Annotated in this window: 23 protein-coding genes; 14 read left to right on the plus strand and 9 right to left on the minus strand. The window is 56.0% G+C overall.

Annotated elements, in window-relative coordinates; translation table 11 throughout:
- On the minus strand, positions 1-793 hold a 793-nt coding region (locus tag ABWP81_RS09315), incomplete at its 3' end, for an exodeoxyribonuclease III (protein ID WP_353141303.1).
- A gap of 11 nt (positions 794-804) precedes the next feature.
- Here ABWP81_RS09315 and pyrE point away from each other — a divergent pair.
- Positions 805-1503 carry an orotate phosphoribosyltransferase gene (gene pyrE, locus ABWP81_RS09320; RefSeq protein ID WP_353141305.1) on the plus strand — a complete coding sequence of 233 codons (699 nt, stop codon included), beginning with the start codon at positions 805-807 and terminating at the stop codon, positions 1501-1503.
- On the opposite strand, the gene gatB is transcribed toward pyrE, so the two are convergent.
- The 3 genes from gatB to gatC are packed head-to-tail and all read right to left on the minus strand — an operon-like array spanning position 1500 to position 4770.
- The gene (gene gatB / locus ABWP81_RS09325; protein ID WP_353141307.1) at positions 1500-2981 is read right to left on the minus strand and encodes an Asp-tRNA(Asn)/Glu-tRNA(Gln) amidotransferase subunit GatB; all 1482 of its coding nucleotides are present in this window, start codon (positions 2979-2981) and stop codon (positions 1500-1502) included. The genes pyrE and gatB overlap by 4 nt on opposite strands.
- Positions 2982-4454, minus strand: coding sequence for an Asp-tRNA(Asn)/Glu-tRNA(Gln) amidotransferase subunit GatA (gatA, locus tag ABWP81_RS09330; RefSeq protein WP_353141309.1), 1473 nt, complete (start codon positions 4452-4454; stop codon positions 2982-2984).
- Positions 4455-4464: 10 nt separating this feature from the next.
- Entirely contained in the window at positions 4465-4770 is a 306-nt protein-coding gene (gatC, locus tag ABWP81_RS09335) for an Asp-tRNA(Asn)/Glu-tRNA(Gln) amidotransferase subunit GatC (RefSeq protein ID WP_353135173.1), read from the minus strand.
- A 91-nt stretch (positions 4771-4861) separates the two neighbouring features.
- On the opposite strand from gatC, the gene ABWP81_RS09340 reads away from it, so the two are divergent.
- From ABWP81_RS09340 to mrdA, 4 genes are read left to right on the plus strand one after another with little or no spacing between them, the layout of a single operon-like run.
- A complete protein-coding gene (locus ABWP81_RS09340) occupies positions 4862-5905 on the plus strand; it encodes a rod shape-determining protein (RefSeq protein ID WP_353135176.1) in 1044 nt (347 codons plus the stop codon).
- A gap of 4 nt (positions 5906-5909) precedes the next feature.
- A complete protein-coding gene (gene mreC / locus ABWP81_RS09345; RefSeq protein WP_353135179.1) occupies positions 5910-6830 on the plus strand; it encodes a rod shape-determining protein MreC in 921 nt (306 codons plus the stop codon).
- On the plus strand, positions 6827-7357 hold the full coding sequence (gene mreD / locus ABWP81_RS09350) for a rod shape-determining protein MreD (protein WP_353135182.1): 531 nt from the start codon (positions 6827-6829) through the stop codon (positions 7355-7357). Before mreC ends, mreD begins: the two co-directional genes overlap by 4 nt.
- Positions 7354-9453 (plus strand): penicillin-binding protein 2, encoded by a 2100-nt coding sequence (gene mrdA / locus ABWP81_RS09355; RefSeq protein ID WP_353135185.1) that lies wholly within the window; start codon positions 7354-7356, stop codon positions 9451-9453. The genes mreD and mrdA overlap by 4 nt, the downstream gene beginning before the upstream one ends.
- Before the next feature lie 6 nt (positions 9454-9459).
- Here the strand turns inward: mrdA and ABWP81_RS09360 are convergent, their stop codons facing one another.
- From ABWP81_RS09360 to ABWP81_RS09370, 3 genes are all read right to left on the minus strand, one after another.
- Positions 9460-10218 carry a sulfite exporter TauE/SafE family protein gene (locus ABWP81_RS09360; protein ID WP_353141311.1) on the minus strand — a complete coding sequence of 253 codons (759 nt, stop codon included), beginning with the start codon at positions 10216-10218 and terminating at the stop codon, positions 9460-9462.
- 216 nt (positions 10219-10434) lie between these two features.
- Positions 10435-12162, minus strand: coding sequence for a GMC family oxidoreductase (locus tag ABWP81_RS09365; RefSeq protein ID WP_353141313.1), 1728 nt, complete (start codon positions 12160-12162; stop codon positions 10435-10437).
- Between the two features lie 77 nt (positions 12163-12239).
- Positions 12240-13766: a CoA-acylating methylmalonate-semialdehyde dehydrogenase gene (locus ABWP81_RS09370; RefSeq protein ID WP_353141315.1), complete on the minus strand. Its 1527-nt coding sequence runs from the start codon at positions 13764-13766 to the stop codon at positions 12240-12242.
- 106 nt (positions 13767-13872) lie between these two features.
- Here ABWP81_RS09370 and ABWP81_RS09375 point away from each other — a divergent pair, with 106 nt between their 5' ends.
- On the plus strand, positions 13873-14826 hold the full coding sequence (locus tag ABWP81_RS09375; protein WP_353141317.1) for a LysR family transcriptional regulator: 954 nt from the start codon (positions 13873-13875) through the stop codon (positions 14824-14826).
- On the opposite strand, the gene ABWP81_RS09380 is transcribed toward ABWP81_RS09375, so the two are convergent.
- Both ABWP81_RS09380 and hemB read right to left on the minus strand, forming a co-directional pair.
- Positions 14823-15569: an SDR family oxidoreductase gene (locus tag ABWP81_RS09380; protein WP_353135200.1), complete on the minus strand. Its 747-nt coding sequence runs from the start codon at positions 15567-15569 to the stop codon at positions 14823-14825. The two genes, ABWP81_RS09375 and ABWP81_RS09380, sit on opposite strands and share 4 nt — an antisense overlap.
- Positions 15570-15697: 128 nt before the next feature.
- A complete protein-coding gene (gene hemB, locus ABWP81_RS09385; protein ID WP_353141319.1) occupies positions 15698-16708 on the minus strand; it encodes a porphobilinogen synthase in 1011 nt (336 codons plus the stop codon).
- Positions 16709-16807: 99 nt separating this feature from the next.
- Between hemB and ABWP81_RS09390 the strand changes: the two genes are divergently transcribed.
- The 8 genes from ABWP81_RS09390 (at position 16808) to fusA (ending at position 23810) form a co-directional block, all read left to right on the plus strand.
- Positions 16808-17236, plus strand: coding sequence for a CopD family protein (locus ABWP81_RS09390; RefSeq protein ID WP_353141321.1), 429 nt, complete (start codon positions 16808-16810; stop codon positions 17234-17236).
- A 15-nt stretch (positions 17237-17251) separates the two neighbouring features.
- Positions 17252-18349, plus strand: coding sequence for a VanZ family protein (locus ABWP81_RS09395; RefSeq protein WP_353141323.1), 1098 nt, complete (start codon positions 17252-17254; stop codon positions 18347-18349).
- 9 nt (positions 18350-18358) lie between these two features.
- The gene (locus tag ABWP81_RS09400) at positions 18359-18694 is read left to right on the plus strand and encodes a (2Fe-2S) ferredoxin domain-containing protein (RefSeq protein WP_353141325.1); all 336 of its coding nucleotides are present in this window, start codon (positions 18359-18361) and stop codon (positions 18692-18694) included.
- A 7-nt stretch (positions 18695-18701) separates the two neighbouring features.
- Complete coding sequence (locus ABWP81_RS09405) at positions 18702-19325, plus strand: alpha/beta hydrolase (RefSeq protein ID WP_353141327.1); 624 nt, start codon at positions 18702-18704, stop codon at positions 19323-19325.
- Positions 19326-19441: 116 nt separating this feature from the next.
- Positions 19442-20566: a D-alanyl-D-alanine carboxypeptidase family protein gene (locus tag ABWP81_RS09410; protein ID WP_353135229.1), complete on the plus strand. Its 1125-nt coding sequence runs from the start codon at positions 19442-19444 to the stop codon at positions 20564-20566.
- A gap of 129 nt (positions 20567-20695) precedes the next feature.
- On the plus strand, positions 20696-21073 hold the full coding sequence (rpsL, locus tag ABWP81_RS09415; protein WP_011466063.1) for a 30S ribosomal protein S12: 378 nt from the start codon (positions 20696-20698) through the stop codon (positions 21071-21073).
- A gap of 148 nt (positions 21074-21221) precedes the next feature.
- The gene (rpsG, locus tag ABWP81_RS09420; protein ID WP_353135220.1) at positions 21222-21692 is read left to right on the plus strand and encodes a 30S ribosomal protein S7; all 471 of its coding nucleotides are present in this window, start codon (positions 21222-21224) and stop codon (positions 21690-21692) included.
- Positions 21693-21707: 15 nt separating this feature from the next.
- The gene (fusA, locus tag ABWP81_RS09425) at positions 21708-23810 is read left to right on the plus strand and encodes an elongation factor G (protein ID WP_353141329.1); all 2103 of its coding nucleotides are present in this window, start codon (positions 21708-21710) and stop codon (positions 23808-23810) included.
- Positions 23811-23996 lie beyond the last annotated feature (186 nt).

Below are 23996 nucleotides of genomic sequence, written 5' to 3' on the forward strand. Positions count from 1 at the left end.
AATTAATCAAGCCCTCATACGCAATGGTGACGGGCGCGTGGTCTGAAAACTTTTCATCTTTGTAGATCCAATCTGTTCTTGCTTTGCTTGCCACCGCTGGCGTAGCGAGGTGGTAGTCCAAACGCCAACCCACGTTGTTGGCATAGGCTTGGCCTCGGTTGCTCCACCATGTGTAGCACGCGTCGGTGGTGTCGGGTTGCAGTTGGCGGTATACGTCCACCACGCCGCCTTCGGTGGTGAGCTGCGTCATCCAGGCGCGCTCTTCGGGCAAGAAGCCGCTGTTCTTTTTGTTGCCCTTCCAGTTTTTTAAGTCCGCTTCTTTGTGAGCGATGTTGATGTCGCCACACAGCACAAATTCGCGTTCTTGTTTCAATGCGTTGAGGTGCGGGTAAATGGAGGCTAGGAAACGAAACTTTGCGTCTTGGCGCTCAGGGCCTGACGAGCCGCTGGGAAAGTAGCTGCTGATGATGGACAGTTTTTGGGAGGGTGTGTCAAAGCGCAGCTCAATGTAGCGGCCTTCGGCATCAAACTCGCCGCCATCAAAACCCACGATCACGTCACTGGGCTCGTGCTTGGTGTAAATGCCCACGCCTGAGTAGCCTTTTTTCTCGGCATAGTGAAAGTGGCCTTTGAGCCCTGCCAAGGTGTCGAACGTACCCGCGATGTCAGGCGCTTGGGCTTTGATTTCTTGCACGCAAATACAATCGGGGTTGGCTTTATCGAGCCAAGCTTCCAAGCCCTTGCGGGCGGCTGAACGAATACCGTTGAGGTTGAGGCTGGTTAGTTTGAACAAGGAAATTCCCCATGAGTCAGAGTGCGGCTGCCAACGATGTGTTGGCACAAAAGTTTGTGCAATTTTCGCTAGATTGTGGCGTGTTGAAATTTGGGGAGTTTCAAACCAAAGCAGGGCGCATGAGCCCTTACTTTTTCAACGCCGGTTTGTTTGACGACGGTGCCAAACTAGGCAAGTTAGCCAGCTTTTACGCACAGCGCTTGGTGCAAAGCGGCATCGAGTTCGACATGATTTTTGGCCCCGCCTACAAAGGCATTCCCTTGGGTGCAGCCGTGGCCATTGAGCTGGCGCGCTTAGGCCGCAACGTGCCCTTTGCCTACAACCGCAAAGAAGCCAAAGACCACGGTGAAGGCGGCAGCTTGGTGGGCGCGCCGCTCAAAGGGCGCGTGTTGATCGTGGACGACGTGATGAGTGCAGGCACCGCCGCACGTGAATCGATTGCCCTCATCAAAGCCGCAGGCGCCACACCGCACGCGGTGGCGATTGCGCTAGACCGCCAAGAAATGGCAACCGAAAAACAAGCCGATGGCAGCACCCAAGACGTGCCCTACAGCGCCGTGCAATATGTGCGTGAGCAAGTGGGCTTGCAGGTGTGCGCGATTGCTGAGCTGAGCGATTTGCTGGCCTACCTGAAGGCGCAGAACAGCAGCGGCATGAGCGAGCACTTGTTGCGCACGCAGACGTATCGCGAACGCTACGGTGTGAACTAACTTAGTTTTTTCATCAATAGTTCGTTGACTTGTGCTGGGTTGGCTTTGCCCTTGCTGGCCTTCATGATGGGGCCCACCAAACCGTTCAAGGCTTTGGTGTTGCCAGCTTTGAACTCTTCTACGTTCTTGGGGTTGGCGGCTAAAACGACGTCAATGATCTTTTCCAACTCGCCGGTGTCGTTGATTTGTTTGAGGCCTTTAGCTTCGATGATGGCGTCGACATCGCCCTCGCTGCCGGAGGCGCCCTCTTTGTTCCACAGACCTTCAAACACCTGACGCGCCGCGTTGTTGCTGATGGTGTTGTCGCTGATGCGGCCAATCAAGGCCGCCAGTTGCGCAGCGCTCACGGGCGCTTGCTCGATAGACATTTCGCTGGCGTTCAGGCGGCGAGAGACTTCGCCCATGATCCAGTTACTGGCCAATTTGGCTTGCCCGCAGGCTTTGGCTGTGGCTTCAAAGTAAGCGGCAACTGCTTTGCTTTGCGTCAGCTGCGTGGCGTCGTATTCGGGTAGGGCGTAGTCTTTCACAAAGCGCTCGGCCATGAAGCGAGGCAACTCGGCCATTTCGCTTCTCACGCGCTCTACCCAATCGCGGCCAATCACCAGCGGCGGCAGGTCGGGGTCGGGGAAATAGCGGTAGTCAGCGGCGTCTTCTTTGGTTCGCATGGCGCGGGTCTCGCCCGTATCGGGGTCAAACAGCACGGTGGCTTGTTGAATAGCGTGGCCGTCTTCGATTTGGTCGATTTGCCAACGTACTTCGTAGTCGATGGCTTGCTGCATGAACTTGAAGCTGTTGAGGTTTTTGATTTCGCGGCGTGTGCCCAGTTCAGCGCCAGGCTTGCGCACCGACACGTTGGCGTCGCAACGAAATGAGCCCTCTTGCATGTTGCCGTCGCAAATGCCAATCCACGTGACGATTTTGTGCAGCTCTTTGGCGTAGGCCACGGCTTCGTCGCTGCTGCGCATGTCGGGTTGAGTCACGATTTCCAGCAGCGGTGTGCCAGCGCGGTTCAGGTCAATGCCTGACTGGCCGCCACCTCCAAGAGCTGCATCCTCATGCAGCGATTTGCCCGCGTCTTCTTCAAGATGGGCGCGTTCCAAACGCACCGTTTTGTGCACGGTCTCTTTGCCAACTTCCAAGAAGAAAGACACCTCGCCGCCTAGAACCACGGGGATCTCGAACTGGCTGATCTGATAGCCCTTGGGCAGGTCGGGGTAGAAGTAGTTTTTACGCGCAAAGATGCTGCGCTCGGCGATGTGTGCGTTGACGGCTAAGCCGAATTCAATGGCGCGTTCAACCGCGCCGAGGTTCATCACGGGCAGCGTGCCAGGCAGCGCCATGTCCACCGCGCAAGCTTGGGTGTTGGGCTCGGCGCCAAAGGCCACCGAGGCGCGGCTGAAAATTTTGCTCTTTGTGGCGAGCTGCGTGTGCGTTTCAAAGCCGATGACGACTTCGTAGCCTTGTACTAATTTGGACATTTAAACGCCCTCCGGCTTGGCGTTATGAAAATCGGTGTTCAGTTGGAACTGGTGCGCGACATTCAACAAACGTGCTTCTTGTAAGTAGTTGCCAATCAGTTGCATGCCCACCGGCAAGCCACCCTCGCCAAAGCCCACCGGCACGCTCATGCCGGGCAATCCGGCTAGGGAGGCGGGTAGGGTAAAGATGTCGGCCAAGTAGTCGGCAAGACTGGCATCTTTTTGGTCGCTGGTGCTGCGACCCAGTTTCCATGCGACGGTTGGGGCGACTGGGCCGGCGATCACATCACACTCTGCAAACGCGCGTTGGAAGTCGTCCGCAATCATGCGGCGAATTTTTTGGGCTTGCAGGTAGTAAGCGTCGTAGTAGCCGTGGCTCAGTACATAAGCGCCTGTCATGATGCGGCGTTTGACTTCTTCGCCAAAGCCTTCGGCGCGGGTCTTTTTGTACATGCTCACGAGGTCTGTGAACGTGGAAGCGCGGTGACCAAACTTCACGCCGTCAAAGCGGCTGAGGTTCGAGCTGGCTTCAGCGGGCGCAATGATGTAGTACACGGGAATGGCCAGCTCAGTGCGCGGTAGCGTGATGGGCACGAGCTTGGCGCCTTGAGCCTCCAAGGTTTTGAGCGCGGTGTCGATCGCCGTGCGTACGTCGGTAGCGAGACCTTCGCCAAAAAACTCTTTAGGGATGCCAATGCGCAGGCCCGTCAAGTTGTCGCTCAACTTGGTTGAAAAGTTTTCAGTAGGAACGTCAAGTGAAGTGGAATCGCGGTCCAAGTCAGCGCCACACATGGCAGACAGCAACAGCGCGCAGTCTTCTGCCGTGCGAGCCATGGGGCCCGCTTGGTCGAGGCTGGAGGCGTAGGCAATCATGCCGTAGCGGCTGGCACGGCCATAGGTAGGCTTGATGCCGGTGATGCCGCAAAAGCTAGCGGGTTGGCGAATAGAGCCGCCCGTGTCGGTGCCTGTGGCAGCGGGCGCTAAACGTGCAGCGACAGCGGCAGCGCTGCCGCCCGATGAGCCGCCAGGAACGCGCGAGGTGTCCCAGGGGTTGGTGACAGCGCCGTAGGCTGAGTTTTCGTTGGCGGATCCCATGGCGAACTCGTCGCAATTGACCTTGCCCAAGGTCACCATGCCAGCGTTGTTGAGCTTTTGCACCACGGTGGCGTCAAACGGCGAACGGTAGCCGCTCAAAATTTTGGAGCCGGCGGTGGTGGCGAAATCGCGGGTGACGAACACGTCTTTGTGCGCTATTGGCACGCCCTCCAGCGCACCTGCTGTGCCGGCGGCAATGCGAGCGTCGCAAGCTTGGGCTTGTGCCAACGTTATTTCGCTGTCGATGTCTAAAAATGCGTTGTGCGGGTTGCCGCCGGTGCGCGCCAAAAAGGCGGTGGCCACTTCGACGGCGCTGGCCTGCTTGGTTTTGAGGGTTTGGGCCAGTTGGGCCACGGTCATGTCGTACAAGTTGGTCATGCGAATGGACTCACTCAATCACCTTGGGAACCAAGAACAAACCGCGCTCAACGGCGGGTGCGCTGCGTTGATTCAGGTCGCGTTGGTTAGGCTCGCTGGCCACATCGGGGCGCAGGCGCAGCTCGATGTGTGCGCCTTGCATGGCATCCACGGGGTGGGCCATGGGCAACACGCCTGTCGTGTCGACGGCTCGAATTTGTTCAACGATACCGAAGAAGTCATTTATTTTGTTGAGCATGCGTGCCTGTTCGTCAGGTTGGAGCTCTAGCCGGGCCAGGTTGGCGATGCGGCTGATGTCTTGGTCATTCAGGGACATACATAGATGGTGGAAAACCCCGCGGTTTACGGGCGATGCGGTATTATCTCGCCTTTGCGTTCGCGCTCGCGGGCAAGCTTTGAGGACAGACATGTTTGGATCTTTTCGTCGGTATTTCTCTACCGATTTGGCGATTGACTTGGGTACCGCCAACACCCTTATTTATGTGCGTGACAAAGGCATCGTCCTTGACGAGCCTTCGGTGGTGTCAATTCGCCACGAAGGCGGCCCACAAGGCAAGAAAACCATTCAAGCCGTAGGCCGTGAGGCCAAGGCCATGTTGGGCAAAGTGCCCGGCAACATCGAAGCCATTCGTCCGATGAAAGACGGTGTGATCGCCGACTTCACCGTGACCGAGCAAATGCTCAAGCAGTTCATCAAGATGGTGCACCCCCGCTCGGTTTTCAGGCCTAGCCCGCGCATCATCATTTGCGTGCCGTGTGGCTCAACCCAAGTGGAGCGTCGCGCGATTCGCGAGTCAGCTTTGGGCGCTGGCGCCTCAGAGGTGTACCTGATTGAGGAACCCATGGCAGCCGCCATCGGCGCAGGCTTGCCAGTGTCCGAAGCGTCTGGTTCGATGGTGGTGGACATCGGTGGTGGCACCACCGAAGTGGGCGTTATCTCCTTGGGCGGTATGGTCTACAAAGGCAGCGTGCGGGTGGGTGGCGACAAGTTTGACGAAGCCATCATTAACTACATTCGCCGCAACTACGGCATGTTGATTGGTGAGCCCACGGCAGAAGCGATCAAGAAGCAAATCGGTTCTGCATTTCCTGGCTCTGAAGTCAAGGAAATGGAAGTCAAGGGCCGTAATCTGTCAGAAGGCGTGCCACGCTCATTCACGATTTCGTCAAACGAAATTTTGGAAGCCTTGACCGACCCCCTGAACAACATCGTCTCTGCCGTGAAAAACGCGCTGGAGCAAACGCCTCCTGAACTCGGTGCAGACATTGCCGAGCGCGGCATGATGCTGACCGGTGGTGGTGCCTTGTTGCGCGACCTCGACCGCTTGCTGGCCGAAGAAACGGGCTTGCCCGTGTTGGTGGCAGAAGACCCACTCACCTGCGTGGTGCGTGGTTGCGGATTGGCCCTTGAGCGTATGGAGCGCTTAGGCTCCATCTTTACGAGCGAATAACTCAGTGCCACTGGGCACCCTAGACCGCTCCCCCCCGGCCTTCTTCAAGCAAGGCCCGTCTGCCGTTTCTAAGCTACTTTTTTTCAGCGCCTTGTCGGTGCTGCTGATGGTGGCAGACGCGCGTTTTGGTGTGACCCAGCCTTTACGCGCCGCCTTGTCAGTGGCTTTGTATCCAGTGCAATGGTTGGCCATGCGCCCGCAAGCGTTGGCTGAAACATCGGGGGACTACATGCAAGCCCGCGATCTGGCGCAAGCCTCGGAGCGTGAGGCCCGTGAACAGCTGCTGTTGCAAGCACGGCGCTCAGGCCAAGTGGAGCAGTTGGCGCTTGAAAATAAACAGCTGCGCGAGCTTTTGAGTTTGAGCAAACGCCTTGAGTCCAAAGGCATGACCGCCGAGGTGCTGTACGACGCTGCCGACCCCTACACCCGCAAGGTCATCATCAACAAAGGCATGTTGGATGGCATCAAAGCCAGCTCGCCGGTGATGGACGAACACGGCATCTTGGGCCAAGTGACCCACGTATTGCCCTTGGTGAGCGAGGTGACCTTGGTGACCGATCGCGAACACTCTATTCCTGTACTCAACACGCGGACCGGTGCGCGTGGCGTGGCCTATGGCGAAGCGGGCGGTGCGCCGCTGCTTGAGTTGCGTTTCATGGCCACCAATGCTGACATTGAAGTGGGTGATATTTTGTCAACCAGCGGGGTGGACGGCATTTACCCACCGGGCGTGTTGGTGGGCAAGGTGACCAAGGTGGAGCGCCGTGCCGAAACCGTGTTTGCGCGCATCTTGTGCGAGCCCGTGGGGCGCGTGCAGGGCGCGCGCCATGTGATGGTGCTAGAGCCTCTGACCGACCAATTGCCAGCTCGCCCACACATCGAAAAACAAATGCCAGTGGCCGCGCAAAAGGGAGGTCGCAAATGATCATGCCACGCGGCCAACAGCTGTTGTTGCCAGCTAATCCTTTGTTTGTTTTGTCGACCTTGATTGCGGCTTTGTTCATCAACATGGTGGTCAACATTAGCATCGTGGGCAATGCGTCTTGGATGCCTGACTTCGTGGCTTTGGTGTTGGTGTTTTGGTGCGTGCATCAGCCACGTTTGGTGGGGATTGGTGTGGCTTTCTTTTTTGGCGTCGCCACCGATGTTCATCAAGCGGCCTTGTTGGGGCAGCATGCGATGAGCTACACCGCCTTGGGCTTTATGGCCATCATGGTGCACCGCCGCTTGTTGTGGTTTTCGGTGCCCTCGCAGGCCATGCAGGTGATACCCCTGTTTGCAGTGGCGCATGCGTTGGAGCTGACCATGCGCATGATGTCGGGAGCTTTGTTTCCTGGCTGGATGATTCTTTTACAACCGCTGTTTGAGGCGGTGTTGTGGCCTCTGGTGAGTGTGCTCTTGTTGGCGCCGCAACGTCGTGCACCCAGCCCTGATTTGAATCGTCCACTATGAGCGTGATTCGCGACATCGAGTCCGATCTGCGACGCTTCAGGTCGCGGATGTTAGTGGTGACGATCTCGGTGTTGGTGCTGTTTGGCGTGTTGGCATCGCGCTTGTTTTACTTGCAAGTGGTGCGCTACCGCGAGTTCAATGCACAAGCTGAAAGCAACCGAACGGCCATCGTGCCCATCGTGCCCAACCGTGGCGTCATCATTGACCGTAACGGCATTGTTTTGGCCACCAACTACTCGGCCTATACGCTTGAAATTACTGCCTCCAAAGTGGTGCTTCCGCTGGAAGATGTGATTGAGCAGCTGTCGGGTGTGATTGATATTCAAGCGCGTGATAAACGCCGCTTTAAAAAACAATTGAGCGAATCCAAGAGTTTTGAATCGGTGCCCATTCGCAACCGTTTGAACGACGAAGAGGTCGCCCGTTTTGCAGCCCAGAGATACCGTTTTCCGGGCGTTGAAATTAGGGCGAGGTTGTTTCGCAGCTATCCCTACGGACAGACGGCCAGCCATGTGATTGGCTATATCGGTCGTATCAACCCTTCAGAAAAAGGCAAGATTGAAGAGTCGGAGGATGCGGGAAATTACCGCGGCACCGATTACATCGGCAAGCTTGGCGTGGAGCAAAGTTACGAAAAACAATTGCACGGCACCACAGGCGTGCAAGAAATGGAAACCTCGGCGGGCGGCCGCGCGGTTCGTCGCCTCAACAGCAGCCAAGCAATTCCCGGTAACAGCGTGGTGTTGTCCATCGACATCAAGTTGCAAAAGCTGGTCGAAGACCTTTACGGCAAGCGGCGAGGTGCGTTGGTGGCGCTCGACCCCAAAACCGGTGAAATATTGGCATTTGTGAGTAAGCCCACGTTCGATCCCAACTTGTTTGTGGACGGCATTGACTCTGAAAACTGGGCCGCGCTGAACGAATCCCTAGACAAGCCCTTGCTGAACCGCGCTTTGCGGGGGACGTATCCACCTGGCTCGACTTACAAGCCTTTCATGGCTTTGGCCGCATTGGAAACGGGCAAGCGCACAGAAAAAGCGTTCATCTCCGATCCCGGTTATTTCATGTTCGGTAATCACCGTTTCCGCGATGACAAAGAGGGCGGGCACGGAACGGTGGACATGTACAAATCCATCGTTGAATCGTGCGATACCTATTACTACTTGCTGGCGCGTGACATGGGCGTGGACCTGATGCACGACCAAATGAAACCCTTGGGGTTTGGACAAATCACGGGCATCGACATCTTGGGAGAATCGCGTGGCGTGCTGCCCTCGACCGAGTGGAAGCGCACCACCTACAAGAAGCCCGAACAGCAGCGCTGGTACTCAGGCGAGACTATTTCGCTGGGCATTGGCCAGGGTTACAACAGTTTCACCATGTTGCAAGTTGCACACGCCATGGGCACGCTGGCCAATAACGGTTTAAAGATGAAGCCGCATTTGGTGCGCGAAGTGGTGGATGTAGAGACCAAGGTGTCCACGCCGGTGGCCAAAGAACCTGTTGGGCAACTGACGTTCTTGCTTGAGAATTTAGAGATCATCAAAAAAAGCATGGTGGGCGTGAACATCGAAGGCACGTCGGCCACCAGCTTTGCGGGCGCGCAATATGTGAGCGCTGGCAAGACCGGCACGGCTCAGGTGTTCACGGTGAAGCAAAACGAAAAGTACAACGCTGCCACTATTGATGAACGCATGCGTGACCATGCTTTGTTCGTGGCGTTTGCGCCCGCCGACAACCCCAAGGTGGCCTTGGCCATGGTGGTAGAAAACGCGGGCTTTGGTGCACAAAATGCAGCGCCTATAGCGCGCCGCGTATTCGACTTTGTCATCTCTGGACAGTACCCCTCGCAAGAAGACATTGAAGCGGTGCAAAAGGGCCAAGCAACACGCCCCATCGGCAAGCCTCGTGCAGTGGCCAGCGTGCCCTGGCCCCCTAAAGCGGCAGAGCTAGTGGTGGAAGAGCCGGTTGTGGCTGCATCGGCTGCCGAAAAGGCGGCGGCTGCAGCTGCCAAGGTCGCTGCTGCAGCAGCCAAGTCAGCGTCTGCAACCAGTGCTGGCGGGGCACAAAAGTCAGCCGCGAGCGCCGCACGTTAATTTGCTTCAGCGCAAAAACGCGTCGTAGCTGGTTTTGCAAATCAGCGCACTCACCACCAGGATGAACATACCGCGCACAAAGCCTGCGCCGTGTTGCAAGGCCATGCGCGTGCCCAGCAAGCTGCCAGCCACATTGGCCATAGCCAGTGGCAAAGCCATGTGCCACCAAACGTGACCTTTGTAAGTAAACAAGACCAGCGCTGCGATGTTGCTGGCGGTGTTTAAAAGCTTGGCAGCCACTGAAGCGTTGAGGAAGTCATAGCTCAACCAGCGCACCAACAAAAACACAAAGAAGCTGCCAGTGCCTGGCCCAAAGAATCCGTCATAAAAGCCAATCACCAAACCGATGGTGCTGGTAGCCAGCAATTCGGCGCGGCCATGAAAACGTGGTGCATGGTGGCGGCCCATGTCTTTGCGCATCAAGGTGTAGACAAGCACCGCAATCAAAACAACTGGGAGTAGGCGACGTAAAAACTCAGGCGAAACCAGCGTTACTAGCCAAGCCCCTAAAAACGATGCTGCCATGGTGACCGCCGCTGCAGGTAGCAATGCAGACCAACGGATATGGATGCGGCGGCTGTATTGCCATGTCGCAAAGGCGGTGCCCCAGACGGACGCGCTTTTGTTGGTGCCAAATAAAGTGGCGGGTGAGGTGGTTGGGTACGCAGCAAATAAGGCGGGCAGCAAAATCAATCCGCCGCCGCCTACGATAGAGTCCACAAAGCCAGCCAAAGCCGAGGCAAAGGTGGTGAAGAAAAGTTCCATTCGGAGATTGTGGTCTGTAAAAGTAAGCGCTAAATAGCAAAAGGCACCGGGGTGACCGGTGCCTTTTCCAGGGTGACGCTCCTTAGGAAGCGTCTGTTGTATTTGTCTCCTCAGACCCTCGTGATACAGCGCAAGCACTGTTTCGAGTGCTACAACTATAAGTGCAGCCAAGTACGCAAACGACTAGGAAATTCCCTTGAGGATTAACCCTAGCCGTTAGGTTTTGCTTGGCGCGACCTCGTGCGATAGCCACTGTGCAGCCTTTTCGGCCATCATCAAAGTGGGGCTGTTGGTGTTGCCGCTGGTGATGGTGGGCATAACGCTAGCGTCCACGATGCGCAAACCGCGCACCACGCCGCCGCGACCATCGCGCAAACGCAACTCGGGGTCGACCACCGCCATGGCATCGTTGACGCGGCCCATGCGAGCAGTGCCCACGGGGTGGAAGATGGTGGTCGCAATGTCACCTGCCAAACGGGCCAAGTCTTCGTCAGTTTGGTATTGCACACCGGGCTTGTATTCTTCGGGCTTGTACTTGGCTAATGCGGGTTGAGCGGCGATGCGACGTGTGACGCGCAGCGAATCTGCTGCCACTTTGCGGTCGGCTTCGGTGCTCAGGTAGTTGGGCGCAATCTTGGGTGCATCTGCAAAATTTGCGCTGGTGATGTTGACCGTGCCGCGGCTGGTCGGATTTAAGTTGCACACGCTGGCGGTGAAAGCGGGAAAGCTGTGCAGTGGTTCGCCAAACGCATCCAAGCTGAGCGGCTGCACGTGGTATTCGATGTTGGGGTAGGCTTGGTCTGGGCTGCTGCGTGTGAAGGCACCCAGTTGCGAGGGCGCCATGCTCATGGGGCCGCTGCGATTGAGGGCATATTCCAAGCCAATTTTGGCTTTGCCCCACCAGCTGTTGGCTAATGTGTTGAGCGTGTCCACGCCTTGTACTTTAAAGACGGTGCGAATCTGCAAATGGTCTTGCAGGTTGGCACCTACGCCAGGCAGATCAATAACGGGGTCAATGCCGTGTTGTTTGAGCAAGTCGGCGGGACCTAAGCCAGATAGTTGCAAAATTTGCGGCGTGCCAATGGCGCCCGCGCACAACACTACCGAATGCTTTGCCGTGACGGTGACGTGCTCTTGGCCGGTCCACACTTCAGCGCCAGTGCAGCGCTGTGTGCCATCGGGATCGGTGCTCATCACCAGCTTGGAAACTTGGGCAGACGACCACAGTTCAAAGTTGGGGCGTGCGTAGCAAGTGGGGCGGATAAAGGCCTTGGCGGTGTTCCAGCGCCAGCCGCTTTTTTGGTTCACTTCAAAGTAGCCCACGCCTTCGTTGTTGCCCCGGTTGAAGTCATCGGTGGCGGGGATGCCGGCTTGCACCGCGGCTTGCGCAAATGCATCAAGCACGTCCCAGCGTAAGCGTTGTTTCTCCACACGCCATTCGCCGCCTGCAATGTGGTGGCGCAAGGTTTCGCCGTAAACCGTGGTGTCGGCCAGCAGCACTTCGCTCTTGTTTCCTTTGGCGCCGTGCGAGGCATTGGCCCCCGCGTGGTGGTCTTCGTGAAGTTTGAAATAAGGCAGCGCGTTGTCCCAGCGCCAGCGTGCATCGCCCGTGATGTCGGCCCATTGGTCGTAGTCACGCGACTGGCCGCGCATGTAAATCATGCCGTTGATGCTTGAGCAACCACCCAACACTTTGCCGCGTGGGTATCGCAAGCTGCGGCCATTCAGGCCAGCATCTGGCGCGGTGGTGTAGAGCCAATCGGTGCGCGGGTTGCCAATGCAATAAAGATAGCCGACGGGGATGTGAATCCAGTGGTAATCGTCTTTGCGGCCCGCTTCAATCAGCAGCACGCGTTTGCTGGCGTTGGCGCTCAGGCGGTTAGCGAGCAAACAGCCGGCCGTTCCTGCGCCAACGATGATGTAGTCAAACTGGGTGTCACTCATGCAGATAGCTCATGTCTTAGTGGTTATGAACATGGATGGTAGCTTGAGTAACAGCGCCACTTACAAAAAACAATAAGTTACTTTATCGTCGGCATCACAAACTCAGCGCCTTTTCCAATGCTTTCTGGCCAGCGCTGCATGACGCTCTTTTGCTTGGTGTAGAAACGCACGCCCTCTTCGCCGTAAGCGTGCATATCGCCAAATATGCTTTTCTTCCAACCACCAAAACCGTGCCACGCCATGGGCACGGGGATGGGTACGTTGATGCCGACCATACCCACTTGGATATGTCTAGCAAACTCGCGGGCCACGTTGCCATCGCGTGTGAAACAGCTCACGCCGTTACCAAATTCGTGAGCGTTGATCAGCGCTACCGCTTGTGCGAAATCGGCCACGCGCACGCAGCTGAGCACAGGGCCAAAGATTTCTTCCTTATAAATGCGCATCTCAGGGGTGACGTTGTCAAACAAAGTGCCGCCCATCCAGAAGCCGCCGGATGTGTCAGTGCCGCAGTCTTTGCCAGCAGATGCACCATCAAAATTGCGGCCGTCAACCAACAAGCGCGCACCTTCTTTCACGCCTTGTTCGATATAGCCGGTGATGCGCTTGTGCGCTACGTCTGTCACGATGGGGCCCATCTCGGCGGCAAGGTTTTCGCCGTTGAGCACTTTCAAGGTTTTCGTGCGCTCAATCAGTTTGGGCATGAGGCGTTCTGCCACATCGCCCACCAACACAGCCACGCTGATGGCCATGCAGCGCTCGCCGGCAGAGCCGTAGGCGGCACCGATCAGGGCGTCGACCACTTGATTGATATCTGCATCGGGCATGACCACCATGTGGTTCTTTGCACCGCCCAAGGCTTGCACGCGCTTGCCGTGGTGGGCGCCGGTTTCATAAATATAGTTGGCGATGGGGGTGGAGCCCACAAAGCTGATGGCCTTCACATCCGGGTGAACCAGCAAAGAGTCAACCGCTTCTTTGTCGCCTTGAACCACGTTGAACACGCCGTCTGGCAAGCCTGCTTGTTTCAACAACTCGGCCATGAAAAGGGCTGGAGTTGGGTCGATGGGGCTGGGCTTCAACACAAACGTGTTGCCAGCGGCAATGGCCACGGGGAACATCCATGCAGGCACCATGACGGGAAAGTTAAACGGGGTGATGCCTGCTACCACGCCCAGCGGTTGGCGCATGGTCCAGTTGTCGATGCCAGTAGAAACTTGCTCGGTGTAGTCGCCTTTGAGTAGCTGAGGTATGCCGGTTGCAAATTCAACGATGTCGATGCCTCGGCTCACTTCGCCTTGCGCATCGGTGAACACCTTGCCGTGCTCGGCTGTGATCATGTGGGCCAGTTTGTCTTTGTTGGCGTTGATGAGTTCCAAAAACTTAAACATCACACGGGCGCGGCGCAGGGGCGGAGTGTCGGCCCATGAAGGGAAAGCCTTTTGAGCGGCGGCAACAGCTGCGTTCACATCTGCCAGGTTGGCCAAGCTCACTTGGCCTGTGACAGCGCCGGTGGCGGGGTTGTAAACGGGCTGTGTGCGAGTGCTGCTGCCGGGGGCAATTGCGCCGCCGATGAAGTGCGCGATGTGTGTGGCTTGGGTCATCTGGAGTCTCATCATTTGTAAAAGATGGATCAGTGTAGGCAAGGCTTGCTTGCATAACAAGCGCAAAAGCTTGAATTGATTGTTCAAAATAGTGAACAATCAACCTATGAACGACCAAAAAGTCAGCCATCTCTGGCATCATTTGCATTGGCTAACTGTGTTGGCGCAGCAGGGCAGCTACACGGCTGCTGCTGCGCGGCTAGGGGTGAGCAAGGCGGCCATGAGCCAGCGCATCGTCGAGCTAGAGCGCGCCGCCCGTGTTCCGCTGGTGCAGCGCACCACACGCAGTGTTCGCTTGACCGAGGCCGGGCAGCGGCTGGTGGACAACATGCGTGCTTCTTTTGAACAAATTGAGCATAGTTTTGCCCAAGTGCGTGACTTGGCGGATGTGCCGAGCGGCCTGCTTCGAGTCACCGCGCCGGTGGCTTTTGCGCGTCAGCAGCTCGCGCCACGGTTGACTGATTTTTTGCGCGAGTACCCAGAAGTGCGCATCGAACTTGACATGGCCGATCGCTTGAGTAGTTTGGCTACAGAGGGTTTTGACTTGGCTATTCGCCACACCGCCCGTCCGCCCGACACGCATGTGGCTTGGACCTTATGCACCACACATTCGGTGCTGGTGGCCAGCAAAGCTTATTTGCGCCGCGCGGGTACGCCGCAATTGCCTGCCGATTTGCAAACCCACAACTGTTTGCATTACCTCCGTGCGCAAGACACGCCCACGTGGACACTGCAACGTGTAGGAACTAAAGCCAAAGAGGCTGAAGAACGTATCACTGTTCCCGTGACGGGGCAACTGGCTGCCAACAACAGCGAGGCTTTACGTGAAGCAGCCTTGACAGGCTTGGGTATTGCGCTGCTGCCAGACTTCAGCGCACAAGCGTCTTTGCACCAAGGCAGGCTAGTGCAAGTGCTTCCCGACTGGCAAGCTGTGGGCGCATTTGCCGAACAGATTTATGCCATTCGCCCGTATTCGCCACACGTGCCGCATGCGGTGACGGCGTTTGTGGACTATTTGCGCCGCACGCTGTCGAATGGGTTTGCAGCGAGTGGGGATTAGCGCCCGCCAGAAATGTCCATCAAACTCATGGTGGTGTAACTGGATGCATCACTGAGCAGCCACACGATAGCCTGCGCCACTTCCTCTGCTGTGCCAGCGCGTTGCATGGGAATCAAATGCGCCAAGTCCCGCGCACGGTTTGGCAAACCGCCTGAGGCATGGATTTCGGTATCAATCAGCCCTGGGCGAACGGCGTTCACCCGAATGCCTTCCGCCGCCACTTCTTTGGCAAGGCCAATCGTGAATGCGTCAATGGCTCCCTTGGCTGTGGCGTAGTCAACGTACTGACCCGCACCGCCCAACCGTGTAGCTGCACTGGACAGGTTCACAATGCTGCCGCCAGTGCCGCCGTGCAAGGTGCTCATGCGGCGAACTGCTTCGCGTGCGCAGGCCAACGAACCCAAGATGTTGATACGCATCATGCGTTCCCACCTTTCCCAGCTTTGCGCGTCAACTTTGGCGGTCATATCCACCACGCCCGCGCTATTGACGAGTCCCGAAATGCGTCCCAATTTGTCATCCACTTCGGCAAACATGCGCATGATTTGCGCTTCGTCACCCACATCGGCCTGCACCGCAAAGGCTTTGCCGCCTGCGTCTTGAATACGGGCTACCACATGGTTGGCGGCTTGTGCGTTGCTGGCGTAATTGACTGCGACAGCCCAGCCTTGTTGAGCCGCCAAAATAGCAGTGGCTGCGCCAATGCCGCGGCTTGCGCCGGTGATTAAGAGTACGGGGTTCAAGTCAGTCTCCTTCGTGTCGTAGTTTTCTATCAATATAGCTACGTTACAACGTCAGCATTTAAACGTGAGTAACCTGCCTGACAACCACACGCAAGACTTTTAGGAAGACCCACCAGGACCTATCGCATCTAAGCCAAGCCGTTTAGCTTCTTGGCGGCATCAATGGCGAAGTAGGTCAGCACACCGTCAGCGCCTGCCCGCTTGAAGGCGAGCAAGCTTTCCATCATGACGGCGTCGTGGTCGAGCCAGCCATTTTGTGCCGCGGCTTTGAGCATGGCGTATTCGCCGCTTACTTGGTAGGCAAAGGTGGGCACCTTGAACTCGTCTTTCACGCGGCGCACGACGTCGAGGTAGGGCATGCCGGGTTTGACCATCACCATGTCGGCGCCCTCGGCGATGTCCAGTGCCACTTCGCGCAACGCTTCGTCGGTGTTGCCAGGGTCCATTTGGTAGGACTTTTTGTCGCTCTTGCCTAAGTTGGCGGCAGAGCCCACGGCGTCACGAAATGGGCCATAAAACGCACTGGCGTATTTGGCGCTGTAAGCCATGATGCGCGTGTGAATGTGGCCGTGCGCTTCCAGCGCTTGGCGAATGGCGCCAATCCTGCCGTCCATCATGTCGCTGGGCGCCACGATGTCAACGCCAGCATCAGCTTGCGTCAAAGCTTGCTTGACCAACATGGCCGTGGTTTCGTCATTGAGAATGTAGCCCGTGTCATCCAACAAGCCGTCTTGACCATGACTGGTGAAGGGGTCTAGCGCCACATCGGTCATTACGCCCAGCTGGGGAAAGTGTTTTTTAAGTTCACGCACCACCTGCGGCACGAGGCCATTGGGGTTGGTGGCCTCTACGCCATCAGGCGTTTTGAGATGGCCGCTAATGACGGGGAACAAGGCCATGAAAGGGATGCCCAGCGTCACGCTCTGCTCGGCCACAGGCAACAGCAAGTCGAGACTTAGACGCTCGACGCCAGGCATGGAGCCAACAGCTTCGCGTCGATTCTTGCCTTCGAGCACGAAGACGGGGTAAATCAAATCGCTCACGCTGAGGGCGTGTTCGCGCACCAAGCGGCGGGTGAAATCGTCACGGCGCAAACGGCGAGGGCGGTTGGCGGGAAAGGGTGCGAATGGATGTTGCATAAATGAAATTGTGCCTGTTCTCGGGTGTCGCCAAGGTGAAAGTTGGCGATTTAGCCTGACCTTGTGACGGTTTTTTTTGAGCACGGCTAAACTGCCTTAATGCTACTCATCAAATCTTTTCACATCATCTTTGTAGCCAGCTGGTTTGCAGGCTTGTTTTATTTGCCGCGCATCTTTGTGAATTTGGCGCAAGTCGAGCCAGGCTCTAACGCCGAAGAGGCGCGCTTGCTGCTGATGGCGCGCAAGCTGATGCGCTTCACCACGCTGCTCATGCTGCCAGCAATAGCCTTGGGCTTGGTGTTGTGGCTGTATTACGGTATTGGCTTAGGCCCAGGCAATGGATGGATGCACGCCAAATTTACGGTGGTGTTGCTGGCCTTGGGCTATCACCATATGTGTGGTCGTTTGCTGCGCAAGTTTGAAGCGCACACCAACAGTCATGGTCATGTGTGGTACCGCTGGTTTAACGAGGCTCCTGTGGTGTTGTTTTCTATTGCCGTGATTCTGGTGATCGTCAAGCCTTTCTAAACATTACTTCGGCTCATGCGCAAAACCTCCGCTTGGCCTTTGTCGCAAATATGCGTGGCGTTGATCGTCTACGCGAGCCTGTATCCGTTTGACCAGTGGCGGGATCAAGGCATCTGGACGTGGTCATTTTTAACCGCGCCTTGGCCTAAGTATTGGTTGGGTTTTGATGTTGCGGCCAATGTGTTGGGCTACGCCCCGCTGGGCTTCTTTTTGACCTTGAGCGCCATGCGCATGGGCTGGCAAACCCGCGAGGTGCTGGCCTCCACGGCGGCGGCGGCCTGTCTGTCGCTGGCGATGGAGGGCTTGCAAAGTTATTTGCCTGCGCGTGTGCCTTCATTGCCAGATTTTTTACTCAATACCTTGGGAGCATTTCTTGGCGCGGTGTTGGCCAACTCTTTAGAACATTTGGGATTGCTGCGCCGCTGGAGTCAGTTCAGAGCGCGTTGGTTTGTGCGCGACGCCTACATGGCTTTGGTGATGATGGCGGTTTGGCCTGTCGCCTTGTTGTTCCCTGTGGCCGTGCCTCTGGGTTTAGGCCAAGTTTGGGAGCGAGTCGAGGACACCTTGACCACCGCCTTTGAGGCTACGCCCTTTGAAGATTGGATTCCGTTGCGCGCTTTTGAGCTAGAGCCGTTGTTGCCGGGGGCTGAGTTGCTGTGCGTGATGTTGGGCTTGCTGGTGCCTTGTTTGTTGGGCTTTGGGGTGATTCGCCAAGCAGGGCAAAGGTTTGTGTATCTTTTGGTCGTGCTGGCGATGGCCTTGGGTATGAGCGCTTTGTCAGCAGCGCTTAGTTATGGCCCCGTGCATGCTTGGGCATGGCTTGATTTGCCTGTGATGTTGGGTATTGTTTTCGGCTGTGTGGCGGCTTTGTGTTTCTTGCCTTTATCAGCGCGTACCGCATGGACCTTTCTGTTGTTAGCCTTGTTGGTTCAACAGAGTGTGTTGAATCAGTCGCCCGAGAGCGCTTATTTTGCGCAAACTTTGCAGACGTGGGAGCAGGGCCGTTTCATTCGCTTTCACGGCCTCGTGCAATGGCTGGGTTGGCTGTGGCCTTATGCCGTGTTGATGCTGGCGCTGGAACATCTGTCGCGCGAACGCCATTCACAAAACTAAAATTCACCCATGACTCAAAACCCATATTACAAACACCATATTTTTTTCTGCCTGAATCAGCGCGACAACGGACAAGACTGCTGCGCCAACCTCGGCGCCCAAGCTTCGTTTGATCACTGCAAGGCCCAAGTCAAAGCCGCTGGTTTGGCGGGTGTTGGCGGTGTGCGGGTGAACAAGGCGGGCTGCTTAGACCGCTGTGCCGGTGGTCCGGTGGCCGTGGTTTACCCAGAAGGTATTTGGTACACGGTGATGGACAGCCATGATGTGGACGAAATTGTGGAAAGCCATTTGAAAAACGGCCAAGTGGTGGAGCGTTTGGTGGTGCCCACCGAAGTGGGGCGTTGAGGCCCGCATGAATTCAAATACCCAAAAAATCACGCTACAAGGCGAAGCGGGCGCCATAGAGGCTTTGCGAGATGACCCAGAAGGCGATTCATGCGGCGTGGCCATCGTGGCCCACCCGCATCCATTGTTTGGCGGCACGATGGACAACAAGGTGGTGCAAACATTGGCGCGAGCCTTTGTTCAATGTGGCTGGACGGTGGTGCGCTTTAACTTCCGCGGTGTGGGCGCATCGGCTGGCGAGCATGATGCAGGCGTAGGCGAAGCCCGCGACTTTTTGAGTGTGGTGGCGCAAGTAGCACCAACGGGGCCGTTAGCGATTGCTGGTTTTTCGTTTGGCTCTTTTGTGGCTAGTCACGCCTTGGCCGAGCTGCACGCGCAGCGCGCAATTGACAAAGTAGCCTTTGTGGGCACGGCTGCGCAACGTTTTACCGTGGCCGCTGTTGCGCCAGAGTTACACGACAAAACTTTGGTGTTGCACGGCGAGCAAGACGACACGGTATCGCTCATTTCAGTGATGGACTGGGCTCGCCCGCAAAGTCTTCCCGTGACGGTCGTCCCGGGTGGCGGGCATTTCTTTCATGGACAATTGCCTCTTCTTAAGAGTTTAGTGGTGCGCCATTTGCTGGGTTAACACCTTTTGGCGCTCAAGGGGCGTTTGCAAATGCGGCGTCACCACTTCTTTGACTTCTATTCCATTTGAGCATCGCCATGACAAGATTCCTGCGCACCATATTCATCGGTTTTTTGATGGGCCTGTTTGGCGTGTTTCAGGTGCAGGCCCAGGTGCCGCAGCCGCCTGAAATTGCAGCACGCGCCTATTTGTTGGTGGATTTGACCGCACAGCAAACGCTGGCTGAGTTGGATGCAGACAGGCCGATTGAGCCAGCTTCGTTGACCAAGCTCATGACGGCCTACATCGTGTTTGATGCGCTGAAGGCCAAAAAAATCAGCTTGCAACAAACCATGGCAGTGAGCGAGCGCGCATGGAAGATGCCAGGCTCGCGCATGTTCATCGACCCCAAGATGAAAGTGCCTGTCGAAGACCTCATCAAAGGCATGATTGTTCAGTCGGGCAACGACGCCACGATGGTGCTGGCCGAGGGCGTAGGCGGCACGTTGGAGCACTTTGTGCAAATGATGAACGCCCAGGCCAAGGTGTTAGGTATGAAGTCCACTGGCTATAAAAACCCCGAGGGTTTGACCGAGCCCGGCCACACCACTACGGCGCGTGATTTAAGTATCTTGGCCAGTCGCTTGATGCAAGACTTCCCTGAATACGTGGGCTATTACGCCATCAAAAAATACCGCTACCCCGGTACGCCGGCGGCAAATGAGACCAACCGCAACTTGCTGTTATTCCGTGACCCCAGCGTGGATGGTTTAAAAACCGGCCACACAGATGCCGCCGGCTTTTGCTTGATCGCCACTGCCAAGCGCGATGCGCCGGGTGTGGGTCAGCGCCGCTTGTTGTCAATAGTGTTGGGTGCATCCAGTGAGAACGCCCGCGCCACAGAAACACAAAAGCTGCTCAATTGGGGTTACAGCGCGTTTGACGCCATCAAATTGTTTGATGCTAACCAGGCCGTGGTGTCGCCTAACGTGTGGAAGGGCCGTGGCAACCAAGTCAAGTTGGGCCGCTTCTCGCCTATCGTTGTGGCAGTGCCCTCGGGCGCTGCAGGCCGCATACAAACCCAAGTTGCCCGCCCTGAGCCCTTGGTCGCGCCGCTGAACCGCGGTCAAATCGTGGGGGCTTTGCAAGTCAGTTTGGATCAAAAGCCGCTGGTTGATGTGCCATTGCAGGTGTTGGAGACCGTTGAGCAAGCCGGCTTCTTGGGCCGTGCATGGGATGCTGTGCGGTTATGGGTGAAATAAGCGTTATTTGAAGCGTTTTTGGCTAGATTTGCTAGCCTGTTGCGATGCTGATACACTAGAAGGCTTTTCGGAAACTCCGAAGGGATTCACGTTTTCTTTTTATTCCAACGTTTAGGGACGTTATAAACAATGCCAACCATCAATCAATTGGTGCGTCAGGGGCGCGAGGTCGAAACGATCAAGTCCAAAAGCCCTGCGATGCAAAACTCTCCACAACGCCGTGGCGTGTGCACCCGTGTGTACACCACGACGCCTAAGAAGCCTAACTCTGCGCTGCGTAAAGTTGCTAAAGTGCGCTTGACCAACGGTTTCGAAGTCATTTCGTACATCGGCGGTGAAGGTCACAACTTGCAAGAGCACAGCGTTGTGCTCGTGCGCGGTGGCCGTGTCAAAGACTTGCCAGGTGTGCGCTACCACATCGTGCGCGGTTCGCTCGATTTGCAGGGTGTCAAAGACCGTAAGCAATCGCGTTCTAAGTACGGCGCTAAAAAGCCCAAGGCTAAGTAAGCACTGATCTTTTGATCAAACAGGTGCTGTTTCCCGCGTGGCGCGGCGAATCAGCGTAGTGACCCGCTGTGGGTCGAGTAAGTAAAAACCAAAATGGTTTTTGCGGTGTCTGAACAAGATGCCAACTGAAGCAAATAAGAGGTGAAATATGCCACGTCGTCGCGAAGTCCCTAAACGTGAAATCTTGCCGGATCCTAAGTACGGCAATGTTGAGCTGTCTAAATTCATGAACGTGATCATGGAAGGCGGCAAAAAAGCTGTTGCCGAGCGCATCATTTATGGTGCCCTGGCGCAAATCGAGCAGAAGTCGGGTAAGGACCCGGTCGAATTGTTCACTGTTGCAATCAATAACGTCAAACCCATGGTGGAAGTTAAATCTCGCCGCGTGGGTGGTGCTAACTATCAAGTGCCCGTTGAGGTGCGCCCTGTCCGTCGTTTGGCTTTGTCCATGCGTTGGTTGAAAGAGGCTGCTCGCAAGCGCGGTGAAAAGTCAATGTCTTTGCGCTTGGCCAACGAATTGTTGGAAGCGTCTGAAGGCCGTGGCGGCGCCATGAAAAAGCGTGACGAAGTTCACCGCATGGCCGAAGCCAACAAGGCGTTCAGCCACTTCCGCTTCTAAATTCAAAGGTAAAAAATGGCTCGCAATACCCCCATTGAGCGTTATCGCAACATTGGTATTTCAGCGCACATTGACGCTGGTAAAACCACCACGACAGAGCGTATTCTTTTTTATACCGGTGTGAACCACAAGATCGGTGAAGTGCATGATGGCGCCGCCACCATGGACTGGATGGAGCAAGAGCAAGAGCGTGGCATCACGATCACTTCTGCTGCGACCACTTGTTTCTGGAAGGGCATGGACGGCTCATTTGCCGACCACCGTATCAACATCATTGACACCCCTGGCCACGTTGACTTCACGATTGAAGTTGAGCGTTCCATGCGTGTGCTCGACGGTGCTTGCATGGTTTACTGTGCAGTGGGTGGTGTTCAGCCCCAGTCTGAAACCGTTTGGCGTCAAGCTAATAAATACAAAGTGCCACGTCTGGCTTTTGTGAACAAGATGGACCGCACCGGCGCCAACTTCTTCAAGGTTGTGGAGCAGATGAAATTGCGCCTCAAGGCCAATCCTGTGCCCATAGTTATCCCTATCGGCGCTGAAGACAACTTCGTCGGCGTGGTTGACCTTCGCAAAATGAAAGCCATCATTTGGGACGAAGCCTCTCAAGGCATGAAGTTCACTTTTGAAGAGATCCCTGCCAACTTGGTGGAATTAGCCAAAGAGTGGCGCGAGAAGATGGTTGAAGCTGCGGCTGAGGCCTCTGAAGAGCTGATGAACAAGTACCTCGAAGAAGGCGACTTGACTGAAGAAGAAATCACACACGGTCTACGTGTGCGCACAATCAACAGCGAAATTCAACCGATGTTGTGCGGTTCAGCTTTTAAGAACAAAGGCGTGCAGCGCATGCTCGATGCAGTGCTTGAGTTGATGCCTTCCCCGTTGGACGTGAAAGCCATCAAAGGTTTTGACGAGGACGAAAAAGAAGTGATCCGCAAAGCGGATGACAACGAAAAATTCTCGGCCTTGGCATTTAAGTTGATGACGGATCCATTTGTGGGTCAATTGACATTCGTGCGCGTTTACTCGGGCGTTCTGAAAAAGGGCGACACCGTTTACAACCCTGTGCGCGGCAAGAAAGAACGTATCGGTCGTATTGTGCAAATGCACGCCAACAACCGTGAAGAAGTCGACGAAATTCGCGCGGGCGACATCGCTGCTTGCGTGGGTTTGAAAGACGTCACCACGGGTGAGACCTTGTGCGATCCAGCAGCGGTAATCACCTTGGAGCGCATGGTGTTCCCAGACTCCGTGATCCGTCAGGCTGTGGAACCTAAGACCAAAGCTGACCAAGAAAAAATGGGTATGGCTTTGTCTCGCTTGGCTGCAGAAGATCCTTCTTTCCGCGTGCAAACCGACGAAGAGTCTGGCCAGACCATCATTGGCGGTCAGGGCGAATTGCACTTGGAAATTATTGTCGACCGCATGAAGCGTGAGTTCGGTGTTGAAGCCAACGTGGGCAAGCCTCAAGTGGCTTACCGCGAAACCATCCGCAAGACTGTCGAAGATGCCGAAGGCAAGTTCGTGCGTCAGTCCGGTGGTAAGGGTCAATACGGTCACGTGGTGCTCAAGGTTGAGCCCCAAGAGCCGGGCAAAGGTTTCGAATTCGTTGACGCTATCAAGGGCGGTGTGGTTCCTCGCGAATACATCCCTGCAGTGGAAAAAGGCGTGATCGAAGCTTTGGGTCAGGGCGTTTTGGCTGGCTACCCAGTGGTTGACGTTAAAGTGACATTGCACTTCGGTTCGTACCACGATGTGGACTCGAACGAAATGGCCTTCAAAATGGCAGCTATCTTTGGTTTCAAAGAAGGTTGCCGCAAAGCTGGCCCCGTTATTCTGGAGCCAATGATGGCTGTGGAAGTTGAGACGCCTGAAGACTACGCCGGTAACGTGATGGGCGATTTGTCCTCACGTCGCGGTATGGTCCAAGGTATGGACGACATGGTCGGCGGTGGCAAGGCAATCAAAGCCGAAGTGCCATTGTCTGAAATGTTTGGCTACTCAACCACTTTGCGTTCGATGACACAAGGCCGTGCAACTTACACGATGGAATTCAAGCACTACGCTGAAGCCCCACGTAACGTTGCTGAAGCCATTGTTGCTGCCCGCGCTAAATAAATAAAACCCCATGGGGCTGCGCAAGCGGCCTCTGTCTGCGACGATGCGCCGCCCTGTCACCCGTGCGGGGCGAATCAGCAGCATCGTGCAGACATAAAACCTGTACACGGGCACTGCTCTTTGGAGAAAATGAAATGGCAAAAGGAAAATTCGAACGTACCAAGCCACACGTGAACGTGGGCACTA

The organism is Limnohabitans sp., assembly GCF_040401135.1.
Taxonomy (GTDB): Bacteria; Pseudomonadota; Gammaproteobacteria; order Burkholderiales; family Burkholderiaceae_C; genus Limnohabitans.